General features: G+C 58.5%; 29 protein-coding genes, 2 tRNA genes and 2 rRNA genes. 15 read left to right on the forward strand and 18 right to left on the reverse strand.

From position 1 onward, the window contains the following. Nucleotides 1-2 precede the first annotated feature (2 nt). The 4 genes from der to B5F94_RS09310 form a co-directional block, all read right to left on the reverse strand. Complete coding sequence (der, locus tag B5F94_RS09295; protein ID WP_087189150.1) at nucleotides 3-1328, reverse strand: ribosome biogenesis GTPase Der; 1326 nt, start codon at nucleotides 1326-1328, stop codon at nucleotides 3-5. A 122-nt stretch (nucleotides 1329-1450) separates the two neighbouring features. Continuing rightward, on the reverse strand, nucleotides 1451-2824 hold the full coding sequence (locus B5F94_RS09300; protein WP_087329642.1) for a DUF512 domain-containing protein: 1374 nt from the start codon (nucleotides 2822-2824) through the stop codon (nucleotides 1451-1453). A gap of 112 nt (nucleotides 2825-2936) precedes the next feature. Then, nucleotides 2937-3131, reverse strand: a complete 195-nt coding sequence (gene rpmF, locus B5F94_RS09305) for a 50S ribosomal protein L32 (protein WP_087189152.1) — start codon at nucleotides 3129-3131, stop codon at nucleotides 2937-2939. 41 nt (nucleotides 3132-3172) lie between these two features. Beyond that, nucleotides 3173-3673: a YceD family protein gene (locus B5F94_RS09310; RefSeq protein WP_087329644.1), complete on the reverse strand. Its 501-nt coding sequence runs from the start codon at nucleotides 3671-3673 to the stop codon at nucleotides 3173-3175. A gap of 185 nt (nucleotides 3674-3858) precedes the next feature. Between B5F94_RS09310 and B5F94_RS09315 the strand changes: the two genes are divergently transcribed. Beyond that, nucleotides 3859-4818, forward strand: a complete 960-nt coding sequence (locus B5F94_RS09315; protein ID WP_087329646.1) for an RluA family pseudouridine synthase — start codon at nucleotides 3859-3861, stop codon at nucleotides 4816-4818. A gap of 60 nt (nucleotides 4819-4878) precedes the next feature. Here the strand turns inward: B5F94_RS09315 and B5F94_RS09320 are convergent, their stop codons facing one another. After that, complete coding sequence (locus B5F94_RS09320) at nucleotides 4879-5346, reverse strand: hypothetical protein (RefSeq protein ID WP_143383271.1); 468 nt, start codon at nucleotides 5344-5346, stop codon at nucleotides 4879-4881. A 331-nt stretch (nucleotides 5347-5677) separates the two neighbouring features. Here B5F94_RS09320 and B5F94_RS09325 point away from each other — a divergent pair, with 331 nt between their 5' ends. From B5F94_RS09325 to B5F94_RS09355, 7 genes are all read left to right on the forward strand, one after another. Continuing rightward, nucleotides 5678-6847 (forward strand): ABC transporter ATP-binding protein, encoded by a 1170-nt coding sequence (locus tag B5F94_RS09325; RefSeq protein ID WP_087189156.1) that lies wholly within the window; start codon nucleotides 5678-5680, stop codon nucleotides 6845-6847. Next, the gene (locus B5F94_RS09330; RefSeq protein WP_087329650.1) at nucleotides 6837-7685 is read left to right on the forward strand and encodes an ABC transporter permease; all 849 of its coding nucleotides are present in this window, start codon (nucleotides 6837-6839) and stop codon (nucleotides 7683-7685) included. Before B5F94_RS09325 ends, B5F94_RS09330 begins: the two co-directional genes overlap by 11 nt. Continuing rightward, nucleotides 7682-8542: an ABC transporter permease gene (locus B5F94_RS09335; protein WP_087329653.1), complete on the forward strand. Its 861-nt coding sequence runs from the start codon at nucleotides 7682-7684 to the stop codon at nucleotides 8540-8542. The genes B5F94_RS09330 and B5F94_RS09335 overlap by 4 nt, the downstream gene beginning before the upstream one ends. 70 nt (nucleotides 8543-8612) lie before the next feature. Next, nucleotides 8613-9695, forward strand: a complete 1083-nt coding sequence (locus B5F94_RS09340) for an ABC transporter substrate-binding protein (protein WP_087329655.1) — start codon at nucleotides 8613-8615, stop codon at nucleotides 9693-9695. A gap of 114 nt (nucleotides 9696-9809) precedes the next feature. Then, nucleotides 9810-10205, forward strand: a complete 396-nt coding sequence (locus tag B5F94_RS09345; protein WP_087329657.1) for a thioesterase family protein — start codon at nucleotides 9810-9812, stop codon at nucleotides 10203-10205. Between the two features lies 1 nt (nucleotide 10206). After that, entirely contained in the window at nucleotides 10207-10692 is a 486-nt protein-coding gene (locus B5F94_RS09350; RefSeq protein WP_087329659.1) for a YbaK/EbsC family protein, read from the forward strand. 23 nt (nucleotides 10693-10715) lie between these two features. Beyond that, on the forward strand, nucleotides 10716-11300 hold the full coding sequence (locus B5F94_RS09355) for an HdeD family acid-resistance protein (protein ID WP_087267054.1): 585 nt from the start codon (nucleotides 10716-10718) through the stop codon (nucleotides 11298-11300). Nucleotides 11301-11334: 34 nt separating this feature from the next. On the opposite strand, the gene B5F94_RS09360 is transcribed toward B5F94_RS09355, so the two are convergent. The 6 genes from B5F94_RS09360 to B5F94_RS16910 form a co-directional block, all read right to left on the reverse strand. Beyond that, nucleotides 11335-12015: an LrgB family protein gene (locus B5F94_RS09360; protein WP_087329661.1), complete on the reverse strand. Its 681-nt coding sequence runs from the start codon at nucleotides 12013-12015 to the stop codon at nucleotides 11335-11337. Continuing rightward, a complete protein-coding gene (locus tag B5F94_RS09365; RefSeq protein ID WP_087329663.1) occupies nucleotides 12008-12373 on the reverse strand; it encodes a CidA/LrgA family protein in 366 nt (121 codons plus the stop codon). The genes B5F94_RS09360 and B5F94_RS09365 overlap by 8 nt, the downstream gene beginning before the upstream one ends. A gap of 182 nt (nucleotides 12374-12555) precedes the next feature. Further along, the gene (locus tag B5F94_RS09370) at nucleotides 12556-13215 is read right to left on the reverse strand and encodes a TIGR03936 family radical SAM-associated protein (RefSeq protein ID WP_087329665.1); all 660 of its coding nucleotides are present in this window, start codon (nucleotides 13213-13215) and stop codon (nucleotides 12556-12558) included. Then, nucleotides 13208-15043 carry a TIGR03960 family B12-binding radical SAM protein gene (locus B5F94_RS09375; protein ID WP_087329667.1) on the reverse strand — a complete coding sequence of 612 codons (1836 nt, stop codon included), beginning with the start codon at nucleotides 15041-15043 and terminating at the stop codon, nucleotides 13208-13210. Before B5F94_RS09375 ends, B5F94_RS09370 begins: the two co-directional genes overlap by 8 nt. 171 nt (nucleotides 15044-15214) lie before the next feature. Beyond that, nucleotides 15215-16357 (reverse strand): SLC13 family permease, encoded by a 1143-nt coding sequence (locus tag B5F94_RS09380; RefSeq protein ID WP_087329669.1) that lies wholly within the window; start codon nucleotides 16355-16357, stop codon nucleotides 15215-15217. A 142-nt stretch (nucleotides 16358-16499) separates the two neighbouring features. Continuing rightward, a complete protein-coding gene (locus tag B5F94_RS16910; protein WP_255396453.1) occupies nucleotides 16500-16724 on the reverse strand; it encodes a DUF6514 family protein in 225 nt (74 codons plus the stop codon). A gap of 253 nt (nucleotides 16725-16977) precedes the next feature. On the opposite strand from B5F94_RS16910, the gene B5F94_RS09390 reads away from it, so the two are divergent. The 6 genes from B5F94_RS09390 to B5F94_RS09415 all read left to right on the forward strand — a co-directional run bounded on the left by B5F94_RS09390 (nucleotide 16978) and on the right by B5F94_RS09415 (nucleotide 20814). Next, nucleotides 16978-17733: an XRE family transcriptional regulator gene (locus B5F94_RS09390; RefSeq protein ID WP_087329671.1), complete on the forward strand. Its 756-nt coding sequence runs from the start codon at nucleotides 16978-16980 to the stop codon at nucleotides 17731-17733. 131 nt (nucleotides 17734-17864) lie between these two features. Then, nucleotides 17865-18356 (forward strand): helix-turn-helix domain-containing protein, encoded by a 492-nt coding sequence (locus B5F94_RS09395; protein ID WP_087329673.1) that lies wholly within the window; start codon nucleotides 17865-17867, stop codon nucleotides 18354-18356. Next, nucleotides 18357-18596, forward strand: coding sequence for a hypothetical protein (locus B5F94_RS09400; RefSeq protein WP_087329675.1), 240 nt, complete (start codon nucleotides 18357-18359; stop codon nucleotides 18594-18596). A gap of 137 nt (nucleotides 18597-18733) precedes the next feature. Continuing rightward, nucleotides 18734-19567, forward strand: a complete 834-nt coding sequence (locus tag B5F94_RS09405) for a copper amine oxidase N-terminal domain-containing protein (RefSeq protein ID WP_087329677.1) — start codon at nucleotides 18734-18736, stop codon at nucleotides 19565-19567. 43 nt (nucleotides 19568-19610) lie between these two features. Beyond that, nucleotides 19611-20201, forward strand: a complete 591-nt coding sequence (locus tag B5F94_RS09410; RefSeq protein ID WP_242965647.1) for an RNA polymerase sigma factor — start codon at nucleotides 19611-19613, stop codon at nucleotides 20199-20201. Continuing rightward, complete coding sequence (locus B5F94_RS09415; RefSeq protein ID WP_087329679.1) at nucleotides 20185-20814, forward strand: hypothetical protein; 630 nt, start codon at nucleotides 20185-20187, stop codon at nucleotides 20812-20814. The genes B5F94_RS09410 and B5F94_RS09415 overlap by 17 nt, the downstream gene beginning before the upstream one ends. A gap of 49 nt (nucleotides 20815-20863) precedes the next feature. Here the strand turns inward: B5F94_RS09415 and B5F94_RS09420 are convergent, their stop codons facing one another. From B5F94_RS09420 to sfsA, 3 genes are all read right to left on the reverse strand, one after another. Further along, a complete protein-coding gene (locus B5F94_RS09420) occupies nucleotides 20864-21559 on the reverse strand; it encodes a GNAT family N-acetyltransferase (protein ID WP_087329681.1) in 696 nt (231 codons plus the stop codon). A gap of 77 nt (nucleotides 21560-21636) precedes the next feature. Then, complete coding sequence (locus B5F94_RS09425; protein ID WP_087329684.1) at nucleotides 21637-23346, reverse strand: ammonium transporter; 1710 nt, start codon at nucleotides 23344-23346, stop codon at nucleotides 21637-21639. A 193-nt stretch (nucleotides 23347-23539) separates the two neighbouring features. After that, on the reverse strand, nucleotides 23540-24220 hold the full coding sequence (gene sfsA / locus B5F94_RS09430) for a DNA/RNA nuclease SfsA (RefSeq protein ID WP_087329686.1): 681 nt from the start codon (nucleotides 24218-24220) through the stop codon (nucleotides 23540-23542). Nucleotides 24221-24308: 88 nt separating this feature from the next. Here sfsA and B5F94_RS09435 point away from each other — a divergent pair, with 88 nt between their 5' ends. Then, on the forward strand, nucleotides 24309-24929 hold the full coding sequence (locus B5F94_RS09435; protein ID WP_087329688.1) for a DUF1643 domain-containing protein: 621 nt from the start codon (nucleotides 24309-24311) through the stop codon (nucleotides 24927-24929). A 56-nt stretch (nucleotides 24930-24985) separates the two neighbouring features. Here the strand turns inward: B5F94_RS09435 and rrf are convergent. The 4 genes from rrf to B5F94_RS09455 form a co-directional block, all read right to left on the reverse strand. Continuing rightward, a 5S ribosomal RNA gene (rrf, locus tag B5F94_RS09440) occupies nucleotides 24986-25101 on the reverse strand. A 133-nt stretch (nucleotides 25102-25234) separates the two neighbouring features. Continuing rightward, a tRNA-Lys gene (locus tag B5F94_RS09445) sits at nucleotides 25235-25310 on the reverse strand. A 5-nt stretch (nucleotides 25311-25315) separates the two neighbouring features. Further along, nucleotides 25316-25390, reverse strand: a tRNA-Glu gene (locus tag B5F94_RS09450). Between the two features lie 84 nt (nucleotides 25391-25474). Next, nucleotides 25475-25591 (reverse strand): 23S ribosomal RNA (locus B5F94_RS09455); the annotation flags it as partial.

The following is a 25591-nucleotide window of genomic DNA, read 5'->3' on the forward strand; positions in this document are numbered from 1 at the left end:
ACTTACCCCTCCTTGTCGCTCTTCTGCCGGATGGTGAGCCGCACCGGCGTACCCTCCAGGCCGAAGGTAGAGCGGATCTGATTTTCCAGATAGCGCTGGTAAGAGAAGTGGAACAGCTTGGCGTCGTTGCAGAAGCAGACGAAATGAGGGGGCTTGATGCCGATCTGGGTCATATAGTAGATCTTCAGTCGACGGCCCTTGTCCGTGGGGGGCTGCACCCGAGCGGTGGCGTCAGCCAGCACCGAGTTGAGCATACCGGTGGTGATGCGCAGGGAGGCCTGGTCATTGACATAGTTGATGAGGTCAAAGAGCCGGTCCACCCGCTGACCCGTCAGGGCGGAGATAAAGACGATGGGGGCGTAGGTCATATAGGACAGGTCCCGGCGCACATCCTGGCGCATCCGGTCCATGGTCTTGTCGTCCTTCTCGATGGAGTCCCACTTGTTGACCACGATGATACAGGCCTTGCCCGCCTCATGGGCCAGACCGGCCACCTTGGTATCCTGTTCAGTCACACCCTCGTTGGCGTCGATCAGGATGAGGCACACGTCGGCCCGCTCGATGGCCATGGTGGCCCGGAGCACGGAGAACTTTTCGATGGGATCGTCCACCTTGGACTTCTTCCGCATTCCGGCGGTGTCGATGAGCAGGTACTTGCCCTTCTGGTTCTCAAAGTAGCTGTCCACCGCGTCCCGGGTGGTGCCTGCCATGTCGCTGACGATGACCCGCTTCTCCCCCAAAATCCGGTTGACCAGGGAGGACTTGCCCACGTTGGGCTTGCCGATGATGGCTACCTTGATGACGTCGTCGTCCTCTTCCTCCTCGTCCTCCGGGGGGAAGTATTTGAAGCACTCGTCCAGCAGGTCGCCGGTACCGTGGCCGTGAACGGCGGACACGGCGATGGGATCGCCCAGGCCCAGGTTGTAGAATTCGTAGATGTCCGGATTGGTGTGGCCCACCTGGTCCATCTTGTTTACCGCCAGCACCACCGGCTTGCCGGAGCGCAGCAGCATATTGGCCACTTCCTGGTCAGAGGCGGTGAGGCCGGTCTTGACGTCGCACAGGAAGATGATAACGGTGGCGTTCTGGATGGCGATCTCCGCCTGCTGGCGCATGAAAGCCAGGATCTCGCTGTCAGTGCCCGGCTCGATACCGCCGGTATCCACCAGGTCAAACTTCCGGTTGAGCCACTCGGCCTCGGCATACAGCCGGTCCCGGGTGACGCCGGGGGTGTCCTCCACAATGGACAGCCGCTGGCCCACCAGCTTATTAAAGAGCATGGACTTGCCCACGTTGGGCCGTCCCACGATAGCAATTAAAGGTTTCATTGGATCATCCTTTCATTGGGCCCCCAGCCGAAGCCCAGCGCAGCGGGTTCGGCTGGGAGAGGAGGAGCAAGGGAATGAAGTAAGGGATGCCCACCAGGGCGTCACGAACGGAATGGACTTTGCTACGACGACGGGTTATATCGATAATACTCCGCCTCCGGTGGGAGAACGGGGCATTGGGCTGTTACTTCCCGGCCCAGGATGGCATCCGCCAAGTCAAAGCCGCTGTCGGCAGGCACCGGAACCACAGTCACGCCCAGAGCCTGCTCCACCTGCTCCACGGTCACGTCGTCCAGAAATACCTGCTCTCCTGCCCGGAGCATATTATCCGGGATGAGCAGCCGCTTGCCCAAATCCTTGCCGTTGAGCTGCTCGATCAGGTCGGTTCCGGTGATCAGGCCGGAGACCGTGATGGTCTCCCCAAAGAAACGATTGATAATAGGATAGACCGTTCCTTTTATATTACCACACTGATTCCGGGCGTTGTCAACAATTTCCTGCACAAAGGGGGCGGCGGACAGGCCGGTGGCAATGGAAAAGGGCTCCGTCTCTTCCGGCTCTTCCTCCTCTAGGGCCATGGAGGCCTGATGGAGGAGCAGCCGCAGCATTCCCACACCGTTTTCCAGCTGGTCCATATCCTCATAATAAGCCTTCCCCGGCAGCGCCCGTCCGGCAATGAGGTAAAACTCATCGGAGCACCACACCAGATTGGTACCCTTTTTCTCCATAAAGCGGGCAGCAAAATCCTCCACCTGGTCGATCAGCGCAGCAGCCTGTTCCTTGGTATAGGGCTCGATGCTACACAGTCCCTCCCGGAACTTGGTCACACCTACCGGCACCACCGCCACGCTGGTCACCGCAGGATAGAGCTGGCCCAGGTCCTCCATGGTACGGGCCAGAGCGGGACCGTCATTGATGCCAGGGCAGGCCACCACCTGGCAGTTCATCTCGATCCCTGCCTGGGCAAACCGAGACATGATGTCCAGGCACTCCCCCGCCCGGGGATTTTTCAGCATGGCGGTGCGCAGCTCGGGATCGGTGGCGTGGACCGAGATATTGATGGGGCTGATCCGCAAATCGATGATCCGCTGAATTTCCCGCTTGGACAGGTTGGTGAGGGTCATATAGTTGCCCATCAAAAAGGACAGTCTGGCATCGTCATCCTTAAAATAAAGGGTATCCCGCATTCCGGGGGGCATCTGATCCACAAAGCAGAAGATGCACTTATTGGCGCAGGAACGGGCCCGGTCCATGAGGTAGGTCTCAAAATTCAGCCCCAAATCCTCTCCCTCCGCCTTGCGGATGCGGAGCGTACGGCTGCCTCCCTCCGGCTCTGTCAGGGTCAGCTCCAGCTTGGGGTCGTAGGCGTAGAACTTATAGTCCAGCACATCCACAATGGGATGGCCGTTGATGTGGGTCAGGGTTTCCCCCGGGCGCACCCCCGCCTTTCGGGCCGGACTGTGGGGGTCCACCGATGCAATTTTTGTCAGGCTCATGGGCACGCTCCTTCCCGGGATCCTATGGTATATAGGGCATTTCACTTCATTTTACCCGATTTCCGGGCAAAAAGAAAGAGGGGCTTGTCTCCCCTCGTTCTTTTTCGGCTATTTACTTCGCCTCAGCGGTTTCCACCTTGCCCAGCTCATGGCCATTGTAGCTCATGCAGCTCTTGCACATCCGGTGGGGCAGACGGAACGCACCGCACTTGGGGCAGGTGGTGACGCCGGGAGTCTCCAGCTTCCACACGGAGCTGCGGCGCTTATTCCGGCGCTGCTTGGACACTTTACTCTTAGGGACTGCCATCTATGACACCTCCTTAGGTTCATGCCCTGGCCGGGCAAATCTTACTCATCTTTATCCAACAGCTGCGCAAGTGCAGCCAAACGTGGATCGATCTCTTTTCTGCATCCGCAGGGGCCCTCGTTCAGGTTGGCGCCGCAAGTGGCACACAGGCCTTTGCAGTCCTCCGAGCAGACGTGCTTGGAATCCATAGACAGCACCAAAGCCGTGGTGAACACCTCGTCCAGATCCACGGCGCCGTCTTCCAGAAGCACGATCTCGTCGTTCTCCTCATCCTCCAGGGTCTCTGCCAGCAGAGTGCTGACGGGCAGACGCAACTCCTGACGGAAGGGCTTCAGGCAGCGGTCACACACCAGTTCCAGGGTGGTGTCCGCGCTTCCTTCCAGCATAAGCGCACCCGCCATATTGCGTACCGTCCCATGGATCACGATGGGATGGGCAAAGGGCCGCTCCCCATAGAAATCCAAGTCGGACAGATCCAGCTGGAATGCAAAGGGCAGGGACGCGCCCGGTACATGAAGTATCTCCTTCAGATTGAAGCGCATAATACCCTCCTCATAACGGTACGCGGAATATTATAGCGAAAATACTTCCGGTTGTCAAATCTTTTTTTCAACTTTTTTCTACCACTTTTTTCAGGCCAAATCCCCGCCCCACTTGCGCTGGGGCAGCCTGTTCAGTATAATAGGGACTGCTTAAAAGATACGTCTCTGACGTACTGGAGGTCACTATGAGGGAATTTACCATTGGAAAAAATGACGCCGGGCAGCGGCTGGACCGGTGGCTGGGCAAGACCTTGCCTCTCCTCCCCGCTCCCCTGGCTCAGAAATACATCCGCCTCAAGCGAGTGAAGGTCAACGGCAAGGGCTCCGCCCGGGATGTGCGGCTCCAGGTGGGGGACCTGCTGCAATTATACATCAACGATGAGTTCTTTGACCAGCCCCGGGAAGATAATGCTTTCCTGGCGGTGTTCAAGCCCAAGCTGGACATCGTATATGAGGATGAGAACCTGATGCTCCTCAACAAGCGGCCCGGCCTGCTGTGCCACGCCGACGAGCACGAGAAGGTCAACACCCTCATTACCCACATCCAGGCCTACCTTTATCAAAAGAAGGAGTGGAATCCCCGGGACGAGCACTCCTTCACCCCCGCCCTGTGCAACCGCATCGACCGGAACACCGGCGGCATCGTTATGGCGGCCAAGAACGCCGAGACCCTGCGGATCCTCAACCAGAAGATCAAGGATCGGGAGATCGCCAAGTTCTACCTGGCCATCATCCACGGGCGCATGGCCCCGCCTCAGGGCAAGCTGGAGGGCTTTTTGCTGAAGGATGAGAGCCGCGCCCAGGTGAAGGTGTTCCACAAACCGGTGCCCGGCGGCAAGAGCGCCGCTACCTTATATAAGACCTTAAAGGTCAACCGGGGGCTGTCCCTGGTGGAGTGCGAGCTTTTGACCGGACGCACCCACCAGATCCGGGCCCAGTTTGCCGCCGCCGGTCACCCTCTGCTGGGGGATGGCAAGTACGGCCGGGAGCGGGACAACAAGCAGTACGGCCGCTCCTTCCAGGCCCTGTACTCCTACAAGCTGGAGTTTACCTTCCCCACCGACGCGGGACTTCTGGAGTATTTAAGAGGTAAGGTGTTCACGGTGGAAAACGTGGACTTTGTGGCGGAATATTTTGGGGAATAAGAATAGAAAATCGTCTGCGGCGCCCGGTCAGGGCGCCGCAGACTGTTTGTTTCCATCTCTCTACTCGTACAACCAGCCTTCCAGGGCCGTCAAAAACGCCTCGCCGCCCTCCACATGGAACGCCTTTCCGTCGGCCCGGATAAGGGCCTGCTGCGGATCGTCCAATGGGATCTGAAGCTCCAGAAGGTACGACGTCCCATAGATCTCTATCCAGAAGCAGCTATAATATTCCGCCGCGTCCCACAGATCGTCTGACAGCCTGGGCCTGGAAAAATCCAACCGTTCCACCTCGGCCAGTACCGCCGCGCGGTCCTGCGGATCGTCAATGGTCCTCCGCTCCCGTTTTCCGTCCTCATCGCTCACATAAAACTGCATTCCGCAGCCGTCGGCCGTCGGCAGCTGCTCCAGCAAGACCCGGAATGCCCGGGCGTGGCTCCCCCACCATACGCCGGTCAGGATGAGTATTCCGCACATCACACTGGCAAAACAGGCAATAAGCCGTTTTTTATCATGATAGCATTCTTTCACAGTTACCATCCCCCGGATCTTTGCCGCTCCAGCCACATAAGAAAGCTTTTTTCAGCTTCTATTATACCTGTTTGTCCCAGGCCGTTCAATCTGTTTTAACAGCAAAAGGGCTGCCTATGTCCCTTTTATTCACCTCATATGATAATCCTCTGATAACTTTGTTGCCACCACACTTGGCATCAAAGTTAGCGGCCGTAAAATCCCTGAAAAAAAAGCGGTTTTATTATTGACATTTTTCGCAATTCCATATATATTTGTTTCGTCATAAGGGCGTACCCAACCGCCGGTTTGGGTACGCCCTTTACTACCGTTTAGAAATGGGGGAGGATAAATGTCCAAGGAACTGATCCGCCTGTCGGATTGCTTCATGAAATTTGACGACGACGTCATTTTGGACCACATCAACCTTTATATCAATGACAAGGAGTTCCTCACGCTGCTCGGTCCCTCCGGGTGCGGCAAAACCACGACGCTTCGTATCATTGGCGGCTTTCAGAAGCCTACCTCCGGCGACGTGTATTTTGACGGCGTGAGGATTAATGACGTTCCCCCTCACAAGCGGAAGGTCAACACCGTCTTTCAGAAATACGCCCTGTTCACCCACATGAACATCTTTGAAAACGTGGCCTTCGGCCTGCGGGTCAACAAAGTGCCCGATCCCAAGGACCCCAAAAAGATGATCAAGGTCCCGGAGTCCGAGATCAAGGAGCGGGTGGAGGAGGCTCTGGCCCTGGTCAACCTGGCCGGCTACGGCAAGCGGTCGGTGAACTCTCTCTCCGGCGGCCAGCAGCAGCGTGTCGCCATCGCCCGGGCCATCGTCAACCGCCCCCAGGTTCTACTGCTGGACGAACCTCTGGGCGCCCTGGACCTGAAGCTGCGTAAGGATATGCAGATCGAGCTCAAGCGCATCCAGCAGCAGGTGGGCATTACCTTTATCTACGTCACCCACGATCAGGAAGAGGCCCTCACCATGTCGGACACCATCGTGGTGATGAACGAGGGCAAGATCCAACAGATCGGCACCCCCGAGGACATCTATAACGAGCCCAAGAACGCCTTTGTGGCCGACTTCATCGGTGAGTCCAACATCATCGACGGCATCATGCACGAGGACTATGTGGTTGGAATGTACGGCCGGAAGTTCAAATGCCTGGACAAGGGCTTTGCCCCCGGCGAGGCGGTGGACGTGGTCATCCGCCCCGAGGACATCGACATCGTGCCCGAGGCCGAGGGCCAGCTCACCGGCACTGTCACCGAGGTCACCTTCAAAGGCATCCACTACGACATCATCGTGGATTTCCGGGGCTTCAAGTGGCTCATCCAGACCACCGACTACTCCCCCGTGGGGGCAAAGATTGGGGTGAAGATTGACCCCGACGGCTTCCATATCATGAAGAAGAGCCAATACTCCGGCACCTTCGGCGACTACAGCTCCTACTCCTCCGAGTATGACGAGCTCAACGAGGACCGGCTGGAGGAGGACAGCGACGATGAAGAATAAGTGGCTGGCCGCGCCCTATGTGGTTTGGATGGCCATCTTCGTGGTGGCCCCCCTCATTCTGGTGGTGGTGTTTGCCTTTACCGGTCAGGACGGCAGCATTACCCTGGACAACTTCAGCAACATGGGGACCTACGTCCCCGCCTTCCGCAACTCCTTTGTCCTGGCCTTTGTGGCTACCGCCATCTGCATCCTCATCGGCTACCCCCTGGCCTACTTTTTGTCCCGGGAAAAGCTGATGGTACGCAAGGTAGCCATGATGCTCATCATGCTGCCCATGTGGATGAACTTCCTGCTGCGGACCTACGCCTGGATGTCCATCCTGGACGACAACGGCCTCATCAATCAGTTCCTGTCCGCCATCGGCTTTTTCGATCTGTGGAACACCATCTTCGGCACCAATCTGACCTGTTTCCACATGATCAATACCCAGGGCGCCATTGTGCTGGGCATGGTGTACAACTTCCTGCCCTTTATGGTGCTGCCCATCTTCTCGGTCATCGACAAGATCGACCCCAAGGTCATCGAAGCCGCCCAGGACCTGGGAGCCAGCAGTTCCATGGTGTTCCGGAAGGTCATCTTCCCCCTGTCTCTCCCCGGCGTGCTGTCCGGAGTAACCATGGTGTTCATTCCCTCGGTGTCCACCTTCGCCCTGTCCCGCCTGCTGGGCGGCGGCAAGACCCTGCTGCTGGGCGACCTGATCGAAATGCAGTTTTTGGGCAACGCCTACAACCCCCACCTGGGCTCCGCCATCGCCCTGGTGATGATGGTGATCGTACTGATCCTGATGGCCATTATGAATCGCTTTGGCGAAGGTGAAGAGGGGGTGGCTGTGCTGTGAGAAAGCATCGCATTCCCTCCCGGGTGTTTACCCTGCTGGTGTACGTTTTCCTGTACGCCCCCATCATCCTGCTCATCATCTTTTCCTTCAACGCCACCAAGAGCAACCGGGTTTGGGGCGGCTTCTCCCTGGACTGGTATGTAGAGCTGTTCCATAACACCCGCCTGCTGGGAGCCTTGCGGACCACCATTATCCTATCGGTGCTGGCCGCCTTTATCGCCACCATTCTGGGCACCGCAGCCGCCATCGGTTTCTACAGTATGCGCCGCCGCTCCCGCAGTGTGTGTATGTCCATCAACAACATTCCCCTGACCAACGCGGACATCATCACCGGCGTGTCCATGATGCTGCTCTTCGTGTTCGCCATCGGTGTGTTTAACGACAGCTTCCTCAGCCAGTGGCTGGGTGTCCGCTGGCGCACCGGCTTCGGCACCCTGCTTCTGGCCCACATCACCTTCAACGCACCCTATGTGATCTTGTCGGTGATGCCCCGGCTGCGGCAGCTGGACCCCAACGTATATGAGGCGGCTCAGGATCTGGGGGCCTCCGGATGGTACGCCTTCCGCAAAGTCATCCTGCCTGAGATCATGCCCGGCGTGCTCAACGGCCTGATCATCGCCTTCACCATGTCCATCGACGACTTTGTGATCAGCTACTTCACCAAGGGCTCCGGCGTCACCACTCTGGCGGTGGAGATCTATACCGCGGTGAAAAAGCCGGTGACGCCCGAGATCAACGCCCTGTCCACCCTCATGTTTATCTGTGTGTTTGCATTGCTGTTGACCGTCAACATCCGGCAGGTGCGCCAGGAGAACGCTGCCGCCCGCCGGAAGGCCAAACTCAACCCGGGCCGGTAAGCCCGCCCTCTGGTAACACGCCCTCCGGGCTGTTATAATCATCATTTCCGAAAGGGGATAAAGAAAGAAATTGAAAAAGTCTCTCGCACTTCTGACCGCCTCCGCACTCTCCCTCAGTCTGGCACTGACCGGCTGCGGCGGCACCAACTCCGGTGATGCCAACGAACCTGGCGCCGCCGACAAGGGCGTCGTCAACGTCTACAACTGGGGCGTCTATATTGACGAGTCCGTGCTGGAGGACTTCACCGCCGAGACCGGTATTGAGGTCGTGTACGACACCTTCGAGAGCAACGAGTCCATGTACGGTATGCTCAAAAACGACGGTGCCAGCTACGACGTGGTCATCCCTTCCGACTATATGATCTCCCGTATGATCGAAGAGGATATGCTGGAGCCTTTGAACTTCGACAACATTCCCAACTTTGAGGACATCGATCCCGCCCTCAAGAACCCGGACTACGACCCGGAGAACCTGTACAGCGTGCCCTATATGTGGGGCCTTCTGGGCATCATCTACAACACCACCATGGTGGAGGAGACTCCCACCAGCTGGGGCACCATGTTCGATGAGAGCTACGCCGGCCAGATCCTCATGTTCAACAACTCCCGGGACGCCATCGGCGTGGCCCTGAAGTACCTGGGCTACTCCTACAACACCACCGACGAGGCTCAGATCAAGGAGGCCGTGGACCTGCTCATCCAGCAGAAGCCCCTGGTCCAGTCCTACGTCATGGACGAGATCTTTGAGAAGATGCAGGGCGGCTCCGCCGCCATCGGCGCTTACTACTACGGCGACTTCCTGACCATGCAGGAGATCAACCCCGATCTGGCCTTCTGCCTGCCTGAGGAGGGCACCAACCTGTATGTGGACGCCATGTGCATCCCCAAGAACGCCGAGAACAAGGAGAACGCCGAGATCTTCATCAACTATATGTGCTCCACCGCCGCCGGTCTGAAGAACTGTGAGGAGATCTGGTACTCCTCCCCCCTGCTCTCCGTCCGGGAGGAGCTGGACCCCGAGGTTTCCGGCGATCCCTATGCCTATCCCGACCAGAGCATTCTGGACCAGTGCGAGAGCTTCAAGAACCTGCCCGCCGAGACCCTGGCCCTCTACGACTCTGAGTGGACCCGTCTCATGCTGGCCTCCAACTAAATCCCATCTCCGGAAAGCCGCACAGCAATGTGCGGCTTTCCGCTTGCCTTATGCTGGGGATTGATGTAAAATAGTACACGTACGAACTGATTTCAGAAAAAAGGAGTCGCTCTTATGTCCATTACTGTAGGTATGAAGGGCCGGGCCGAAATTGTGGTCACCCCTGAAAATACAGCCGCCGCCGTGGGCAGCGGTCTGGTTCCCGTGTTTGCCACCCCCTGCATGATCGCCCTGATGGAGAATGCTGCCGTCAATGCGGTGCAGGCCCAGCTGGAAGAGGGGCAGGGTACCGTAGGCACCCTGCTCAACGTCAGCCATGACGCCGCCACCCCTGTGGGTATGAAGGTGTGGGCCGAGGCGGAGGTCACCGCTGTGGAGGGCCGCAAGCTCACCTATACCGTGGCCGCCTTTGACGAGGCCGGTCCCATCGGCAAGGGAGAGCATCAGCGCTTCATCATTCAGGCTGACCGGTTCCTGGCCAAGGCTGAGGCCAAGAAAGAAGGGAAGTAAAATGTCCATTGAAGTGTGCCGCACTTATCTGCGCCAGCGGGGCTACGAGGACCGTATCCGGGAGTTTGACGTATCCAGCGCCACTGTGGAGCTGGCTGCCCAGGCCGTAGGCTGCGAGCCCGCCCGCATTGCCAAGACCCTTTCCTTTGTTCATGAGGCCGGTGCCGTACTCATCGTCTGCGCCGGTGACGCCAAGATCGACAACGCCAAATTCAAGGCCCAGTTCCACCACAAGGCCACCATGCTGACTCCGGAGCAGGTGGAAGCCTTTACCGGCCATCAGATCGGCGGCGTGTGTCCCTTTGGCATCACCCACCCCAACACCGTCACCTATCTGGACATCTCCCTTCAGCGCTTTGACACCATCTACCCCGCCGCCGGCAATGCAGCCTCCGCCGTCAGGCTCAACTGTGACGAGCTGGCCCAGCTGTCCAACAGCGCCGGCTGGATCGATGTATGCAAGGGCTGGCAGGCCCCAAGCCTGTAACACTGGAGAAAGGTGGTCTTATTATGAAAGAACGTCTGAAAAATATGACGGTCAGCTTTGTCTTTCTCTCCATTCTCTATCTGATCCTGGGCATTGTACTCATCCTGTGGCCCACCATTGTCATGGATATCATCTGCTATGCCTTCGGCGCCATTCTGCTGCTCTACGGTATCTTTGCCATTGTGGGCTTCTACCGCAGCGAGGACCGGAAGGGAAGCGCTTTCCTGGGACTGTTCCTGGGCATCGTGGCTGCCGCCATCGGTGCTGTCATGGTCATCTATCCCCCGCTGATTCAGGGCGTTATTCCTGTGATCCTGGGCCTGTATATCGCCATTGACGCTCTGCTCAGCGTCAAGCGCACCCTGGAGCTGCAGCGGATGGATTACTCCCATTGGAACATCAACCTGATCCTCTCTCTGGTTTCCGCCGGCTTGGGCATCTTTGTGGTGTTCCACCCCCTGCTGGCTGAGGCCGCCCTCTTCCGGGTCATCGGCATCGTACTGCTGTATGCCGGCGTGTCCGATCTGTGGACCATCTTCCAGCTGTCCCAGTGGACCAAGGAGTACCGCAAGACCCATCCCGTGGATGTGGACCCCATCGATCTGTAAAAAAAAGATCGGGCGCAATGCGCCCGATCTTTTTTTACAGCAGAATCAGAGAAAAGAGCACGGTCACAAGGCCGCATACCCCGATGGCCAGACCACTCATGGCACCTTCGGTCTCGCCCAGCTCCAGAGCCTTGGAAGTACCCACCGCATGGGAGCAGGCCCCGATGGCCAGACCCGCGGCAATTGGGTCCTTCACCCGGAACAGGCGGATCAGCAGGGGGGCCAGGATGCTGCCCAGGATACCGGTGAGGATCACCGCCACCACGGTAATAGAGGGAATGCCGCCGTGAGCCTGGGCCACGCTGACCGCAATGGGGGTAGTCACCGACTTGGGCAGCAGAGAGGCTGTCATAGCCTCATCCAGCCCAAAGAGGCGGCACAGCCCCAAGATGCTCCCCATGGACACCAGGGAGCCCACCACGCAGCCCACCAGAATGGGCAGCCAATTCTCCTTCAGCAGCTGAACTTTGCTGTAGATGGCCACCGCCAGACAGGCAGTGGCAGGAGAGAGGAAGAGATTGATAAGGCTGCCTCCCTGGTCGTAATTCTCGTAGGGAATCCCCAGAGCCAGCAGCAGTCCGATCACCAGAATCACGCCGATGAGCAGCGGATTGCATACCACCAGGCCCGTCTTTTTCTGGATCTTCACACCAATCCAAAAGGCCAGTACACTAAGCGCCACCCCAAAGAAGGGAGAATTGGTCCACTCAGACACGGCGCTTCCCCCTTCCCATCAGCCGCAGAGTCAGCTTGATGCTCAGAGCGGTGGCGCCAAACACCAGCACCGTGGTCACCAGGCAGATCACCAGCAGGGGCGCCAGGGCGCTGCTCAATACGTCAAAGTAGTTCATAACGCTGACCCCGGCGGGCAGGAAAAAGAAGGCCATGTTAGCCAGCAGGAAGTCGGCCTTTTCGCGAACGTGCTCCAGCTTGAGCACACCGGTGGCCAGCAGCACAAAGAGGAGCACCATACCGATCACACTGGCTGGGAATGGAAAGGGCAGCAGGTTCTCCAGGATCTGGCTCACCCAGCACACCCCGAAGATCACGCCGAATTGACAGAGTATTTTCATTGGTTAAGTTCGCCTCGCTTCCGGGATATCCGTACCGGCCTGTCCCGCCGGTACAACAGGCCTCATTGTAGCCCTCCCCTCTGCCCTTGTCAATTATCGATTCTTCAAAAATGAGCGCTCGTTTCCCATCAAAAACGGACCTTCCGCCCAAAGGCGAAAAGTCCGTTTTCCTTTTGATGCAATTACTCCCAGAGCTGGAACTGCTCATCCAGCACCGCCCGGCGGTGAAACACCGCATAATCGGGGGCGGCGTCTGGACAGTAGGTGCGGATAGCCGACACAATGAGTTCCGGATTCAGGCCCGGATTCTGGGCCTTCAGGATCAGGTCCAGGGCGATGGTGTCCCGCCGCTCCTCCACGGTGGCCTTGGCGATGAGGGGGATCAGGTCCACCTCCACCTTGCCGGTCTTGGCCTTCTTGCTCTTTTTCTCCATCACCAGGCTGTCCCGGCTCAGCAGGCCCCGGATAGCGGCTTCCGCCCCGAAGGGGGCGCCAGCCTCATACTCCAGGGTGACGATATAGTTGACATAGTACAGCTCCTTCACCGGGCGCACACCCTCATAGCACCGCTGGACGGTAATACCGGCAGGCAGGGCGGCGTTCATACGCTGGGGAACTTCCTCCAGAGGCGTGTCCAGCACCTCACATTCCAGCACCTCACAGCTGCTGGAGTAGCCCACCGACAGGGGCAGGGGGATGGAAACGAATGCGTGGGGATTGAAGCCCTCGGTATGCTTGATATGGATACCCGCCCGCAAGAAGGACCGCTGGAAGGTACGCATCAGATCCAGGTGGGAAATGAATTTGGCGGTGTCCGCCTTGGTAAATGCCAGTCTATGCATCACATTTTCCTCCCGGATAGAGCTTATTGGCACCGCAGCCGGTGCACTGGACCCGGCAGTCGGGGGTGATGACAGCCTCATAGGCCCGCTCCCGCTCCCGCCACAGGAAGTTCTTGGTCACGCCCACGCTGGTCACATCCCATGGCAGCAGCTCGTCCTTCTCACGGGTACGGTTGGCATAGAAAGCGGGGTCCACGCCGCAGGCCTCAAAGGCGGCCAGCCAGCGGTCAAAGTCAAAATACTCGCTCCAGGCGTCAAACTTGGCGCCCTGCCGCCAGGCGGTCTCAATGACGTCAGCCACCTTCCGGTCGCCCCGGGCAAAGACCGCCTCCAGGAAGCTGGTCTGGGAGTCGTGCCAGTTGTACTTGATGGACCGGCCCCGCATATGCTCCCGCAGCAGCTTGACCCGCCGCTGATACTCCTCCATGGTGATCTGAGGTTCCCACTGGAAGGCGGTGTGGGGCTTGGGCACAAACCAAGCAGTAGACACTGTGATGGTCACACCCCGCTTGGGGTTGGGGGTGACCTCCTTCCAGGTCTTGTAGACCTTCTCCGCCAGGTCGGCAATACCCAGCACATCCTCGTCAGTTTCGGTGGGCAGACCCAGCATGAAATAGAGCTTTACGCTGGACCAGCCGCCGGAGAAGGCAGTGCGGCAGGACCGAAGCAGGTCCTCCTCAGTGACGTTCTTGTTGATGGCGTCCCGCAGGCGCTGGGTGCCCGCCTCAGGGGCAAAGGTAAGGCCCGACTTACGGACGTGCTGCACCCGCTCCATCAGTCCCAGAGAGAAGTTATCCGCCCGCAGGGAGGGCAGGGACAGAGACACCCGGTTGGGCTCACACCAGTCCAGCAGCCCGTCGCACAGGTGCTCCAGAGGCCGGTAATCGCTGGTAGACAGGGAGGACAACGTCATCTCCTGATAGCCGGAGTCCTTACAAGCCTCAATGCCCTGCTTCAGCAGGATCTCCGGGTCACGGGACCGGACCGGCCGGTAGGCATAGCCCGCCTGACAGAACCGGCAGCCCCGGATACAGCCCCGGAACAGCTCCAGCATCACCCGGTCATGGACGATCTCGGTGGAGGGCACAATGGTCTTCACCGGGAAGTAACTCTTGTCAAAATCCTGGACGATCCGCTTGGTCACCACCGCAGGGGCGCCCTCATGGGGAACAACCTGCTCCAGAGTGCCGTCAGGACGGTAGGACACCTCATACAGGGAGGGCACATACAGGCCGGGAATCTGAGCAGCGGCAGCCAGGAATTCATCCTTGCTCCAGCACTCCTCCCGGGCCTTGCGGTAGAGCTGAATAATCTCTACGCTCACGTCCTCGCCCTCGCCCAGCACAAAGATGTCCACGAAGGGGGCCAGGGGCTCCGGATTGTAGGCGCAGGTACCGCCGGCGATCACAATGGGAGACAGACCGTAGCGCTCCTCGGAGCGCAGGGGCAGCCCGGCCAGATCCAGCATATTAAGCACATTGGTATATGCCATCTCATAGCCCAGGGAGAACCCAATCAGGTCAAAGTCTGCGATGGAGTCGCCGCTCTCCAGGCCATAGAGCAGGATGCCCTCCCGGCGCATCTCCTCCTCCATATCGCCCCAGGGTGCGAACACCCGCTCGCACCAAACGCCGTCCATCTGGTTCATAACTCCATAAAGGATACGCATACCCAGATTGGACATTCCGATCTCATAGGTATCCGGGAAGCAGAGTGCATAGCGCACATCCACTTGGCGCCGGTCCTTCACCACCGCGTTATACTCGCCGCCGGTATAGCGTGCAGGCTTCTGCACCCGGGGAAGGATATGTTCCAACGTACGATTCATGTCATGCCGAACCCTCTCTAATCGAATATGGGCCGGGTCCGGTGATCCGGCCAACAAGGCTGCCGGTGATCCCCGGCCCGCCGCAATACGCAAAAGAAGCAGTATATTATTATACTATGTTCTTTAATCAAATACAAGCTATAATCCGCTTATATTGGGTTCAAAATCCGCTTATCCGGGGAAAATCAGCCCCATCAGCACCACGCTGCCCGTCAAAATGGCAAGGGCTGCCACATTGGCCAGGGTAAACACCAGCAGGTAGCGGCCGGCCCGGGCGCCGGGGGACTTGAGATAGGCCTTCATGGAGATCAGGCTGGCCAGAGATGCAATGGGTGTTCCAAGGCCGCCAATGTTGGTGCCGATGAGCAGCCCGTGCCAGTCGGTGGTAAAGTTGGACAATAGTACCGCCGCCGGCACGTTGCTGATGACCTGACTGGTAATGCCGGAGGCCAGAGCTGTGTTCTGCGCCATTACCGCCGTCAGCGCCTCCCGTACGGGAGTGCAGGCTCCCACATTGCCTGCAAAAAGGAAGAAGCAGAAGAAGGTGGCCAGCAGGCCGTAGTCCACCTTGCGGAACAGAGGCCGGTCAAAGATCAGCATACCCGCCGCCACTACGGCCAGCAGGGCCGGATAGGGCAGCACCCGGAACACCGACAGCAGGCACAGCACAAACAATCCTGCCATCAGCCCCAACCGTCTAGGACTGCGAATGGAGGCCTTTTCCGAAAAGGTGACCCGGATCCCCTCCGGCTTGACACACAGGGCCGCAATGACCAGCCCCACCAGGCTAATCAGGGTGAGGGGCACCATGGTGGCAAAGAACTGACCGGCGGTCAGCTCATAGTTGGCATAGATATACAGATTCTGAGGGTTGCCTACCGGGGTGGCCATGCTGCCCAGATTGGCGGCAATGGTCTGGAGCACCACAATATAAATCAGCCGCTCCGTTCTGCCAATCAATCCAAGCACCAGCACCGCAAAGGGCACAAATGTAATGAGGGCCACATCGTTGGTCACCAGCATGGACACAAAGAAGGGCAGCAGCACCAGTGCCAGGGTCACAAACCGCATTCTCCGTTCGCCGGCCAGCAGCCGCTGAGCCAGTACCGCGAACACGCCGCACTCCTGCAAGCCAGCCACCACCGCCATCAGACAGAACAGCAGGCTCAGCACCCGCCAGTCAATATAATTGAGATAGTCCGCCGACGGCGGATTGAGTAAAATGGAGGCCGCCGCGCACACTGCGGCAATACACAGCACCGGCTCCCGCTTCCAGAAGCGGAACAGGGCGCATTTTTTCTGTGTTTGCTCCATGCTTCTTTTCCCCCTTTGAACACGACGAAAAAGCCACCCTGGCGGGTGGCTTTTTACTCTGCTTCACTCGATTGCCGTTTGCCGGTCTCAGTTTACCTGATTCCAGTGCGGCGGTCAAGTATCTGGACCTATTTTCTCCCATTCAGGAGCGCCGAAAATCTTCCACAACATCAGCAAGATGGACCGGAGACAGCCCCGCACTATTGCAGCATTCTGCCAGCCGGTTGACCTCCTGAAAGTCGGTGGAAATGCGTCCGACACAGATTCCGTTGTGGCTCCGGATCCCATACATCTGAGGGCGGGAAGCCCTGTCCAGATATACATGGTACTTTATACGACAATTACTCATGGTTTCCTCTCTCCTCATTTTCTCTGCTTTTGGTTATGATTTCATGGTTTCACGACATATTTCGCTCTTTTTCCCTATCAAAAGGTATTATACTGTTTGTTACGGTAATTTTCCACATCCGCTCCCCTCTGTGTCTATATCTTGTATTTTTGTCCCTCTGCATACTCTATATAATGTATTCTGCATAAATTGTCAATGCCAACAGACTATTTTGTCCACTGACCGGGAGGTTTTGACCGCATTCGGTTGGGGGTTCTCTGGAGGTGCGCCCATGTCTCTGATGGTGGAAAAGCTGGCCTATGTAAAAAAACTGCGCCACTTGACGTCGGAGGATATCTCCCGTCTGTCCGGTGTGCCTCTTGGTACGCTGAATAAAATTCTGTCGGGACAGACGAAAAATCCGGCGATAGGGCCTATAGATCGGATCACCCGTGTACTGCGGGTACCCATCCGATATCTGCTGGACGACGAGCTGCCCCCGGAATGCTGCGTCACCGCCAACAGCCAGGACGGCGTGGTCCTGCTCTCCCCCGAGGAGCTCCGCCTGCTGCTGGCGCTGCGGCGGCTGGAACCCCAACGGCGGCGGACTGCTGGGGTTATGCTGGCCCTGATGAGTGCGGCCTGTGTCAAATCCATCGGAACCGTATCGGTGAAGCGTACCTTCTGCTATACCGCCGGCTCCACCGGCGCCCCGCCGGTCCGGGCCATTCTGATCCCGGAGGTTGACGCCGCCGCTCGGGAGGCGGACTTTGCCGTGCTTCTCAGCGATGGCAGCATGGAACCGGTCTATCCCTCCGGCGCCGTTCTGTTGTGTGCCCAACGCCCCCCCACCACGCAGGAATATGGTGTATACCTCTATAATCAGGAAGTCCTGCTCCGGCGGCTCTGCCGCCGCAGGGGCGTCACCCGGCTGCTGGCCCCCAGTCTGGCTTATCCTGATCTTCAGGTGTCGGAGGAAGATCACCTGGATTGCCTGGGCACCATCACAGGGCAGGCCCGTGGCTGCCGGTGGGAGCAGACACCCTAACCGTTCTCAACCGTTCGTTGTACTGCTGTTCTACCGCTGGTTGCAAGTTCCAACCTCCGTTACCTTCCCTTTTCTGCGGAAACACTCTATAATACATCCTGTGAAAACCACACGCAGAAAAGAGGATACCTATGAACCAGACCATCGGCGGGCGCATCAGCGCCCTTCGGAAGCGGGACGGTCTGACTCAGGAGGAACTGGCCGCTCAGATGGGAGTCTCTCCCCAGGCGGTGAGCAAGTGGGAAAATGACCTGAGCGTCCCCGATCTCTCCGTCCTTACCGCCCTGTCCGATTATTTCCACCTGTCTCTGGACGAGCTGATCCGAGGGCAGCGCACCGACGTGCAGTATGTTCCACCGAAGGCTCGGAAAAGCGCAGAGGAGCTGTTCCTCCGTGTCCGGGTCCACACAGGGGAAGGGGATAAAATCAATGTCAATCTGCCCCTGGCATTGGTCCGCATTGCCGCTCAGCTCAACCTGGACCTGCCTCAGTTCCGGGGCAGCGAATGGCTCTGTCAGCTGGACCTGAACGCCCTTCTCTCCCTCATTGAGGGCGGCGCACTGGGAAAGCTGGTGGAGGTAGAGAGCAGCAATGGCGATCTGGTGGAAGTCGTGGTGGAATAAATGCGTCTGCACATCAAAACCAAGGCCTTTCGCCTTCACCTGCTTCTGCCCACCTGGCTTATCCTGAGCAAACCAGGGCTCACCATTGCCCTGTGGGCCTGCCGCCGCTATGTGACGCTTCCCCCTCACCGGCGTGCGGAGGTATTCCGCCTGACGCGGCGGCTGCGGCGACAGTGCCGTGGCGTCTCTCTGGTGGATATCCACACCCAAGATGGCGAGGAGATCCGGCTCACACTCTGATATTCCAAAATGTCCGCTGCCTATCGCAGCGGACATTTTTTCGTTTCATGCAACATTTCCTTTCGCCCAGTTGTATCTAGGGTGTCACAACGAGAGAGCAAAGGCTCTCCCGCAATTCACCGGAAAGGAAGATTTCTATGAAAAAGCTTGTTCCCACTCTGCTGTCCCTGGCCCTGGCCGGCTCCCTCTGTCTGCCTGTTCTGGCCGCTCCCGTTGCTGTGGACGAGACCGCCTCTCCCTCTGGCTATGCCATCCAGGTCAACGGCGCCGATACCGAAATTCGGGGCAGCGTAATGGTTCCCCTCCGTGCTCTGGCGGAAGAACTGGGTTTCACCGTGACCTGGTCTGGAGAACAGATCCGGGTGGACACCGGCAAGGTACACACTGATGTGACCCTTGGGGTGGACCGCTATGTGATTACCACCAGTCTGGAAGATATGGTGGGTATGAGCGCCCCCTTCTCTCTGGGCTGCCCTCCCTATGCGGTGAATGGTACTACCTATGTACCCCTGGCCCTCTTTGACGCCCTGCTGGGCAACCAGGAGGACGCCATCACCGGCGACAGCGGCACCATCTCCATCCAGACTGATCCCTCCACTCAGATCCCCAATCCCTTTGTGGAATGCGGCACGCTGGCGGAGGCCCAGGATCAGGCTGGTTTCTCTCTGAACCTGCCTGACGGCTGCACCCCGGAGCACATCTCTGTGCTGCCCGATCAGATGATCCAGGTCCTCTGTGAAGATGACCTCACCATCCGCAAGGCGGTGGGGCAGGAGGATATCAGCGGCGACTATACCGCCTATCCTCAGGTGGACACCCTTTCCTCTCACGGAACAGAGGTTACCCTGAAGGGGGACAGAAACACGGTTAAGGTTGCGGTTTGGACTACGGAGGGCTATACTTATGCCATTCAGAGCGCCGCCGGCCTGAGCCGGGACGCTATGCTCACACTGGTGGCATCCGTGGCATGACGCCAGCGTTCCATTACTACAGAAGGGGGAGGAGTCGATGGGAATGACCGCTGTTTGCCGCCTGAGACGGCCCGGCCTGCGCGCCCATATCCTACACGCCCTTCGACTGCTCTTTGCCCGGAAGCCGGAGGAGGAGGCCGTCCGGCAAACCGCCAACGCTCAGGCTGCCCGGATGCTGGACGCCTATGGCAACAGTATTCTACGTCTGGCCTATTCCTACCTTCACAATCAAAGTGACGCCGAGGAGGTACTCCAGGACACCCTGCTGCAATTTCTGCGTACCGCTCCTGTGCTGGAGAGCCCCCAGCACGAAAAGGCCTGGCTGCTGCGAGTGGCCGCCAACCTGAGCAAAAACCGGTTGAAGTACAACCGCCTTCGCTCCGCCGATGAGCTGCGGGACACGCTGGCCGCGGAACAGCGGGAGGACCTCTCCTTTGTATGGGAGGCCGTCAAGGCTCTTCCCCAACATTCCCGGGCTGCCATCCACCTTTTCTATCATGAGGGCTGCTCCACCGCCCAGATCGCGTCCATCCTGGGCCGGAAAGAGTCCACCATCCGTTCCGATCTGCGCAGAGGCCGCATTCAGCTGAAAGAGATCTTGAAGGAGGCGTATGACTTTGGCCCGGAAGTATGACGAGATCATGTCCCACCTTGTAGTGACCGATGCCATGCGGTCCCGCATCCTGGAGCAGTTGGAATCAGCCGGACAGCCCGCCCCCTCCTCCCGCAACCCGCTTCTTCTGCGGCGTACGCTTGCTACCGCCGCTTGTCTGGCCATAGTGCTGGCGGGGATCTCGATCCTGCCCCGGATTACCTCGCCCCAGCCTGTGGAGACCCCATCCGGCCCAATCACTGTGGTCCCAAATCTCCAGGAAGTGTCCTCCGCCCAGGCCCTCTCGGATCTGGTTGGATTCTCCGTATCCGACCTGAAGGCGCTGCCCTTCCTGGTGGAGCAGAGCACCTATACCGTCTACGGTGATACCCTGGCTCAAATTCGCTGTGAGGGTGACTCCCAGTGGGCTCTCTTCCGCAAATCCGCCGGGACCGAAGACAACTCCGGCGATTACACCGCCTATGCCGCTCAGACCTCCTACGACCTGGATGGCCTGGCCGTCACCCTGAAGGGGGACGCAGAACAGTCCTATGTGCTGGCTCTGTGGACCGACGGCAGCCACACCTGCTCCCTGCGGCTCTCCCAGCCACTGACGGCGGAGCAGTGGGACCAGGTGATCTCTGCCAACCGCTGACAGCATAAAAAGCGGCCGCCGTGCTATGCACGGCGGCCGCTTTTGCCATTCAGTTGGGCAGCATCCGAAACCACTTGCTCCGGATACCCGCCGCCTTGAAGCCCGTCCGGCGGTAGAGGGAAAAGGCGCTCTCATTGTCGCTGGCCACCAGCAGCTTACACCGGTCAAACCCTTCCTCCGCCAACAGAGCCATAGTCCCCCAGAGCAGTTCCCGCCCCAGGCCCTGTCCACGGACATCCTTTTGCAGCGCAATGCCCTCGATCTCCGGCACCTCCTGGGTCAGGTCCAGCTCATACACCCCGACTCGCACCCCGTTGACCACCGCAAACCCGCAGCGGTGGCCCTCCTCCAGGGCCCGGTCCAGATCCCGGGGACCGTAAGTAGCCGAATTGGGCATTTCAAAAAAGTATCCGTTGTGCAGGGCCAGCCAGGCCCCGCCCCGCTCCCGGGTCAGGGGCTCCAGGCTGAGGCGCTGGGGCTGGCCGGGCAGCTGGGACAGATCTCGCTGCAGTTCCAGCAGATCGCGGACAAACTCCAGGCGGCACTCTCCCAGACCCCCCTCCTCCAACGGTGCACTGGGGTCCCGAGAGGTCACAAGCAGTTCTGTTGCACCCAGGCTCAGCAGTTCCTGTCGGCCCCGGCACAGCAGTTCGTCCAGCTCTCCGGTCCGGCAGTGCTGGATGACCAGATAGCCCTTCCCTTTTGCCGTGATTTCTGCGGCAAAGATTTGATAGGCCGACTCCATGTCCATTCCCCCCAGTGATGATTGCTACCACTATACCACAGCCCCCCGGACTTTGACAAGTCCGGGGGGCTGTCTCATTACTCCTCGCCCTGAAGGGCGTCATATCCGTGTTCGCCGGTACGGACCTTGACCACATCCTCCACATCATAGACGAAGATCTTGCCGTCGCCAATCCCACCGGTATGGAGCACCTGCTTGGCGGTGTCCACCACCTGTGCCACCGGCACCTTGGATACCACAATCTCCACCTGTACCTTGGGCAGCAGATTCATGGTCATGGGCACACCGCGGTAATACTCCGTCTTGCCCTTCTGGATGCCGCAGCCCAGCACCTGAGTTACCGTCATGCCCGTCACACCAATGCCGTTCATGGCGCTCTTCAGCTCCTCAAACCTGGACTGGTTGCAGATGATGGTCACATTGGTCAGCTTGGCTTCCGGCTTGGTGCGCTCCGCAGGCTGAGCACGCTCGGGGACCTGCACGGGCATCTGAGCCTCACCAGCCACATAGGGCTCCGGATAGGCGTCCGCCTTGGCCACCGCCGTCATGCTGGTGGACTGACTGAAGTCAGCATAAGCGGTAGGCAGGCAGTGCTCGTGGATGTCCAGGCCCTCCAGCTCCTCAATAGCGGAGGCCCGCAGACCCACCGTGTGCTTGATCACCATAAAGATGATCACCATAGTCACCGCCACCCAGGCAATGACGCTGACCACGCCCAGGCACTGGGTGAGAAAGAACTTGGGACCGCCGCCGTAGAACAGGCCGCCGTCCACCGCCAGCAGGCCGGTGAGCAGGGTACCCATAGCGCCGCACACACCGTGGACCGAAATGGCGCCCACAGGATCGTCGATCTTGGCTATCTTATCAAAGAATTCCACCGCCAGGGGAAGCACGATGCCGGCACAGATACCGATGATGGCTGCACCCTCCACAGATACCATGTCACAGCCGGCGGTGATAGCCACCAGGCCGCCCAGAGCGGCGTTGAAGGTCATGGAGACGTCCGGCTTCTTGAAGCGAATCCAGGTAAAGAGCATGGTGGTCACGCAGGCCACAGCAGCCGACATATTGGTGGTGACGAAGATGCTGCCGGCAGCTACCAGGGTGTCGTCCCCGGTCATGGACACGGTGGAGCAGCCGTTGAATCCAAACCAGCAGAACCACAGCACAAACACACCCAGCGCAGCGATGGAGAGGTTGTGTCCCAGAATGGCCCGGGGCTTGCCGTTCCTGTCATACTTGCCGATGCGGGGCCCCAGGATCTTGGCGCCGATGAGGGAGGCCACGCCACCCACCATATGCACCGCGGTGGAGCCGGCAAAGTCATGGAAGCCCAGCTGGGACAGCCAGCCGCCGCCCCAGATCCAGTGGCCGGAGATGGGATAGACCACAGCGGAGATCAACAGAGAATAGATGCAGTAGGAAATAAACTTGGTGCGCTCTGCCATAGCGCCCGATACGATGGTAGCGGCGGTGGCGCAAAACACCGTCTGGAAAATGAAGAAGGCGAAGAAGGGGACCCCCTCCGGCAGGATGGCGGAATAGTCGCCCCGTACGAAGGGATCAAAGCCACCTACCAACGCCCCCGCGCTTCCGAACATCAGACCAAAGCCCAGCAGCCAGAAGACAGGGGTACCGATGCAGAAGTCCATCAGGTTCTTCATCAAAATATTGCCCGTGTTTTTGGCCCGGGTAAATCCCGCCTCACACATGGCAAAGCCGGCCTGCATGAAAAAGACCAGCGCGGCGCCCAACAGCACCCAGATCGTGTTCACTGACGAATACATACACTCATTCCTCCCTGAAAACAAAAACGCCCGCTTCGCCTTCCTCGGCGAAACGAGCGTCTCTGCTTGATGGATGCAGTGTATGCTCTTTTTCTGCATCCGTCAAGATTGTTCTTGCACATTTGGAAATAATTCAGAAATTTTTCTACTTACAATATTCATTTTTGCAAGTTTTTAATATAATACTTTCATTTCAGAGGCATACCTTTACCGGTTCCGCGATGGTCAGCGTATCCGGCGTGACGCTGCATCCCCGGGCCAGCACCTGGACACCTGCCCCGGCGGCCTTCCGCAGCGCCGCACCGAAGGCCGGATGGGTCACATCATTGGGGGCAAAATCCTTCATTCCCGCCATTTGGATCACAAAGCAGACAGCCGCCTCGTAGCCCTCTGCCTGGCAGCGGATCAGCTCCTCCAGGTGCTTGACCCCACGCTCCGTGGGCGCATCGGGAAAGCGGGCGTGGCCGTTCTCCTCCAGGGTGACCCCTTTGACCTCCACAAAGCCCCGGCGCTCTCCCGCCTCCCAGTAGAAGTCGAAGCGGGAGCTGCCCCAGGTGGTCTCCGGCCGCAGGAGGGTCAGGCCAGACAGAAAGCCGCCCCCCTCCGCCCACTCCTGAAACACCTTGTTGGGGGCCTGAGCGTCCATATTGACCAGCAGCCGCCCCTTTTCCACGGCGATCAGATCATATCTGGTCTTGCGGGCCGGGTTGCCGCTCTCCTCCAGATAGACCGTGGCCCCCGGTACTAAAAGTTCCCGGCAGCGGCCGGTATTTTTCACATGGACCACTTCCACCCCACCGTCTACTTCTACATCGGCGATAAAACGATTGGGTCTGGCCTGGAAGATTCCCTTTTTCACACTTCGGTATTGCATTCTGTTTCTCCTGCCTGTATCCTGATAGGGTGAGTATACCATGGAGCGACGCGCCTCACAAGCCGTTCTTCCTCAGGAGGTCTTTGATATGCATATTCCCACCTGCGACACCGCCCAGCAGGACATCCAGTCCTTTTCCCTGGCCTTGGAGGAGGCTCTGCTGCCTCAGGCCGATTATGACGTGGACCGCTGGCTCTACGTCCCCAACCGCTACTGCGACTACCGTTACATCCTGGGCACCCGGGGCAGCCGTCCGCTGATCTGCGTGGGCATCAATCCCTCCACCGCCGCGCCCAACGATCTGGACAACACCCTGAAATCGGTGGAGCGCATCGCTTTGGGCAATGGCTATGACAGCTTTATCATGTTCAATGTATACGCCCAGCGGGCTACACGCCCTGATGATATGGAGAAGGTGTGCAATCCCGCCCTGCACCAGGAAAATATGGCGGCCTTCCGCTGGGCCCTGGAGCAGACTAAAACCGGCACACCTGCCGTCTGGGCCGCCTGGGGCGCGATCATTGAGAAGCGCAGCTATCTGGCCGACTGCCTGCGGGACATGGTGGAGATTGGGAACGATTTGGGCGCCTGTTGGTATTCCGCCGGTGCCCGCTCCAAAAAGGGACATCCCCACCATCCCCTGTACCTGCGGAAGGACAGCAGCCTGGATTCCTTTGATGTCAGTACCTATATCAGCAGCTGTCTATGACGGCTGCTGATTTTTTGTAAAGCAAAGAGCGGACAGCCTAAGCTGTCCGCTCTTTGTGTTGGCGTTACCTATCTTCCCGGTCCGTCTCCAGACAAGTATTTTCGGCGCAGGTGAGCTTAACTTCCGTGTTCGGGATGGGAACGGGTGGACCCTCACCGCAATCAACACCAACTTACTTTTCTTTGAAAAGAAAAGTAAGCAAAAGAAACTTCAATAACTTTCTTCTCCTTACCGTTCTTTTCAACGATAAGCACTCAATTTTTAAGGGCTCTCTATGGAGCGCCGCGTAGACGCTCCATAGAGATTGGTGCGCCTTCACGGATTCGAACCGGGGACCCACTGATTAAGAGTCAGTTGCTCTACCAGCTGAGCTAAAGGCGCAGGTTTGGTGACCCGTGCGGGAATCGAACCCACGTTTGCGGCGTGAGAGGCCGCCGTCTTAACCGCTTGACCAACGGGCCACATTTACGCGTCGCTTTGTCAGCACCCTCAAAACCGAACAATGCAGTCTCCAGTATCAGGCAAGCGCCTGCAATCATCATGTTAAGGTCAAGCCCTCGGCTTATTAGTATCGGTCAGCTACACGCGTTACCGCGCTTCCACCTCCGACCTATCAACGTCATAGTCTACGACGTGCCTTACTCCCGAAGGATGAGAGATCT

The organism is Flavonifractor sp. An4 (assembly GCF_002161755.1).
GTDB lineage: Bacteria > Bacillota > Clostridia > Oscillospirales > Oscillospiraceae > Flavonifractor > Flavonifractor avicola.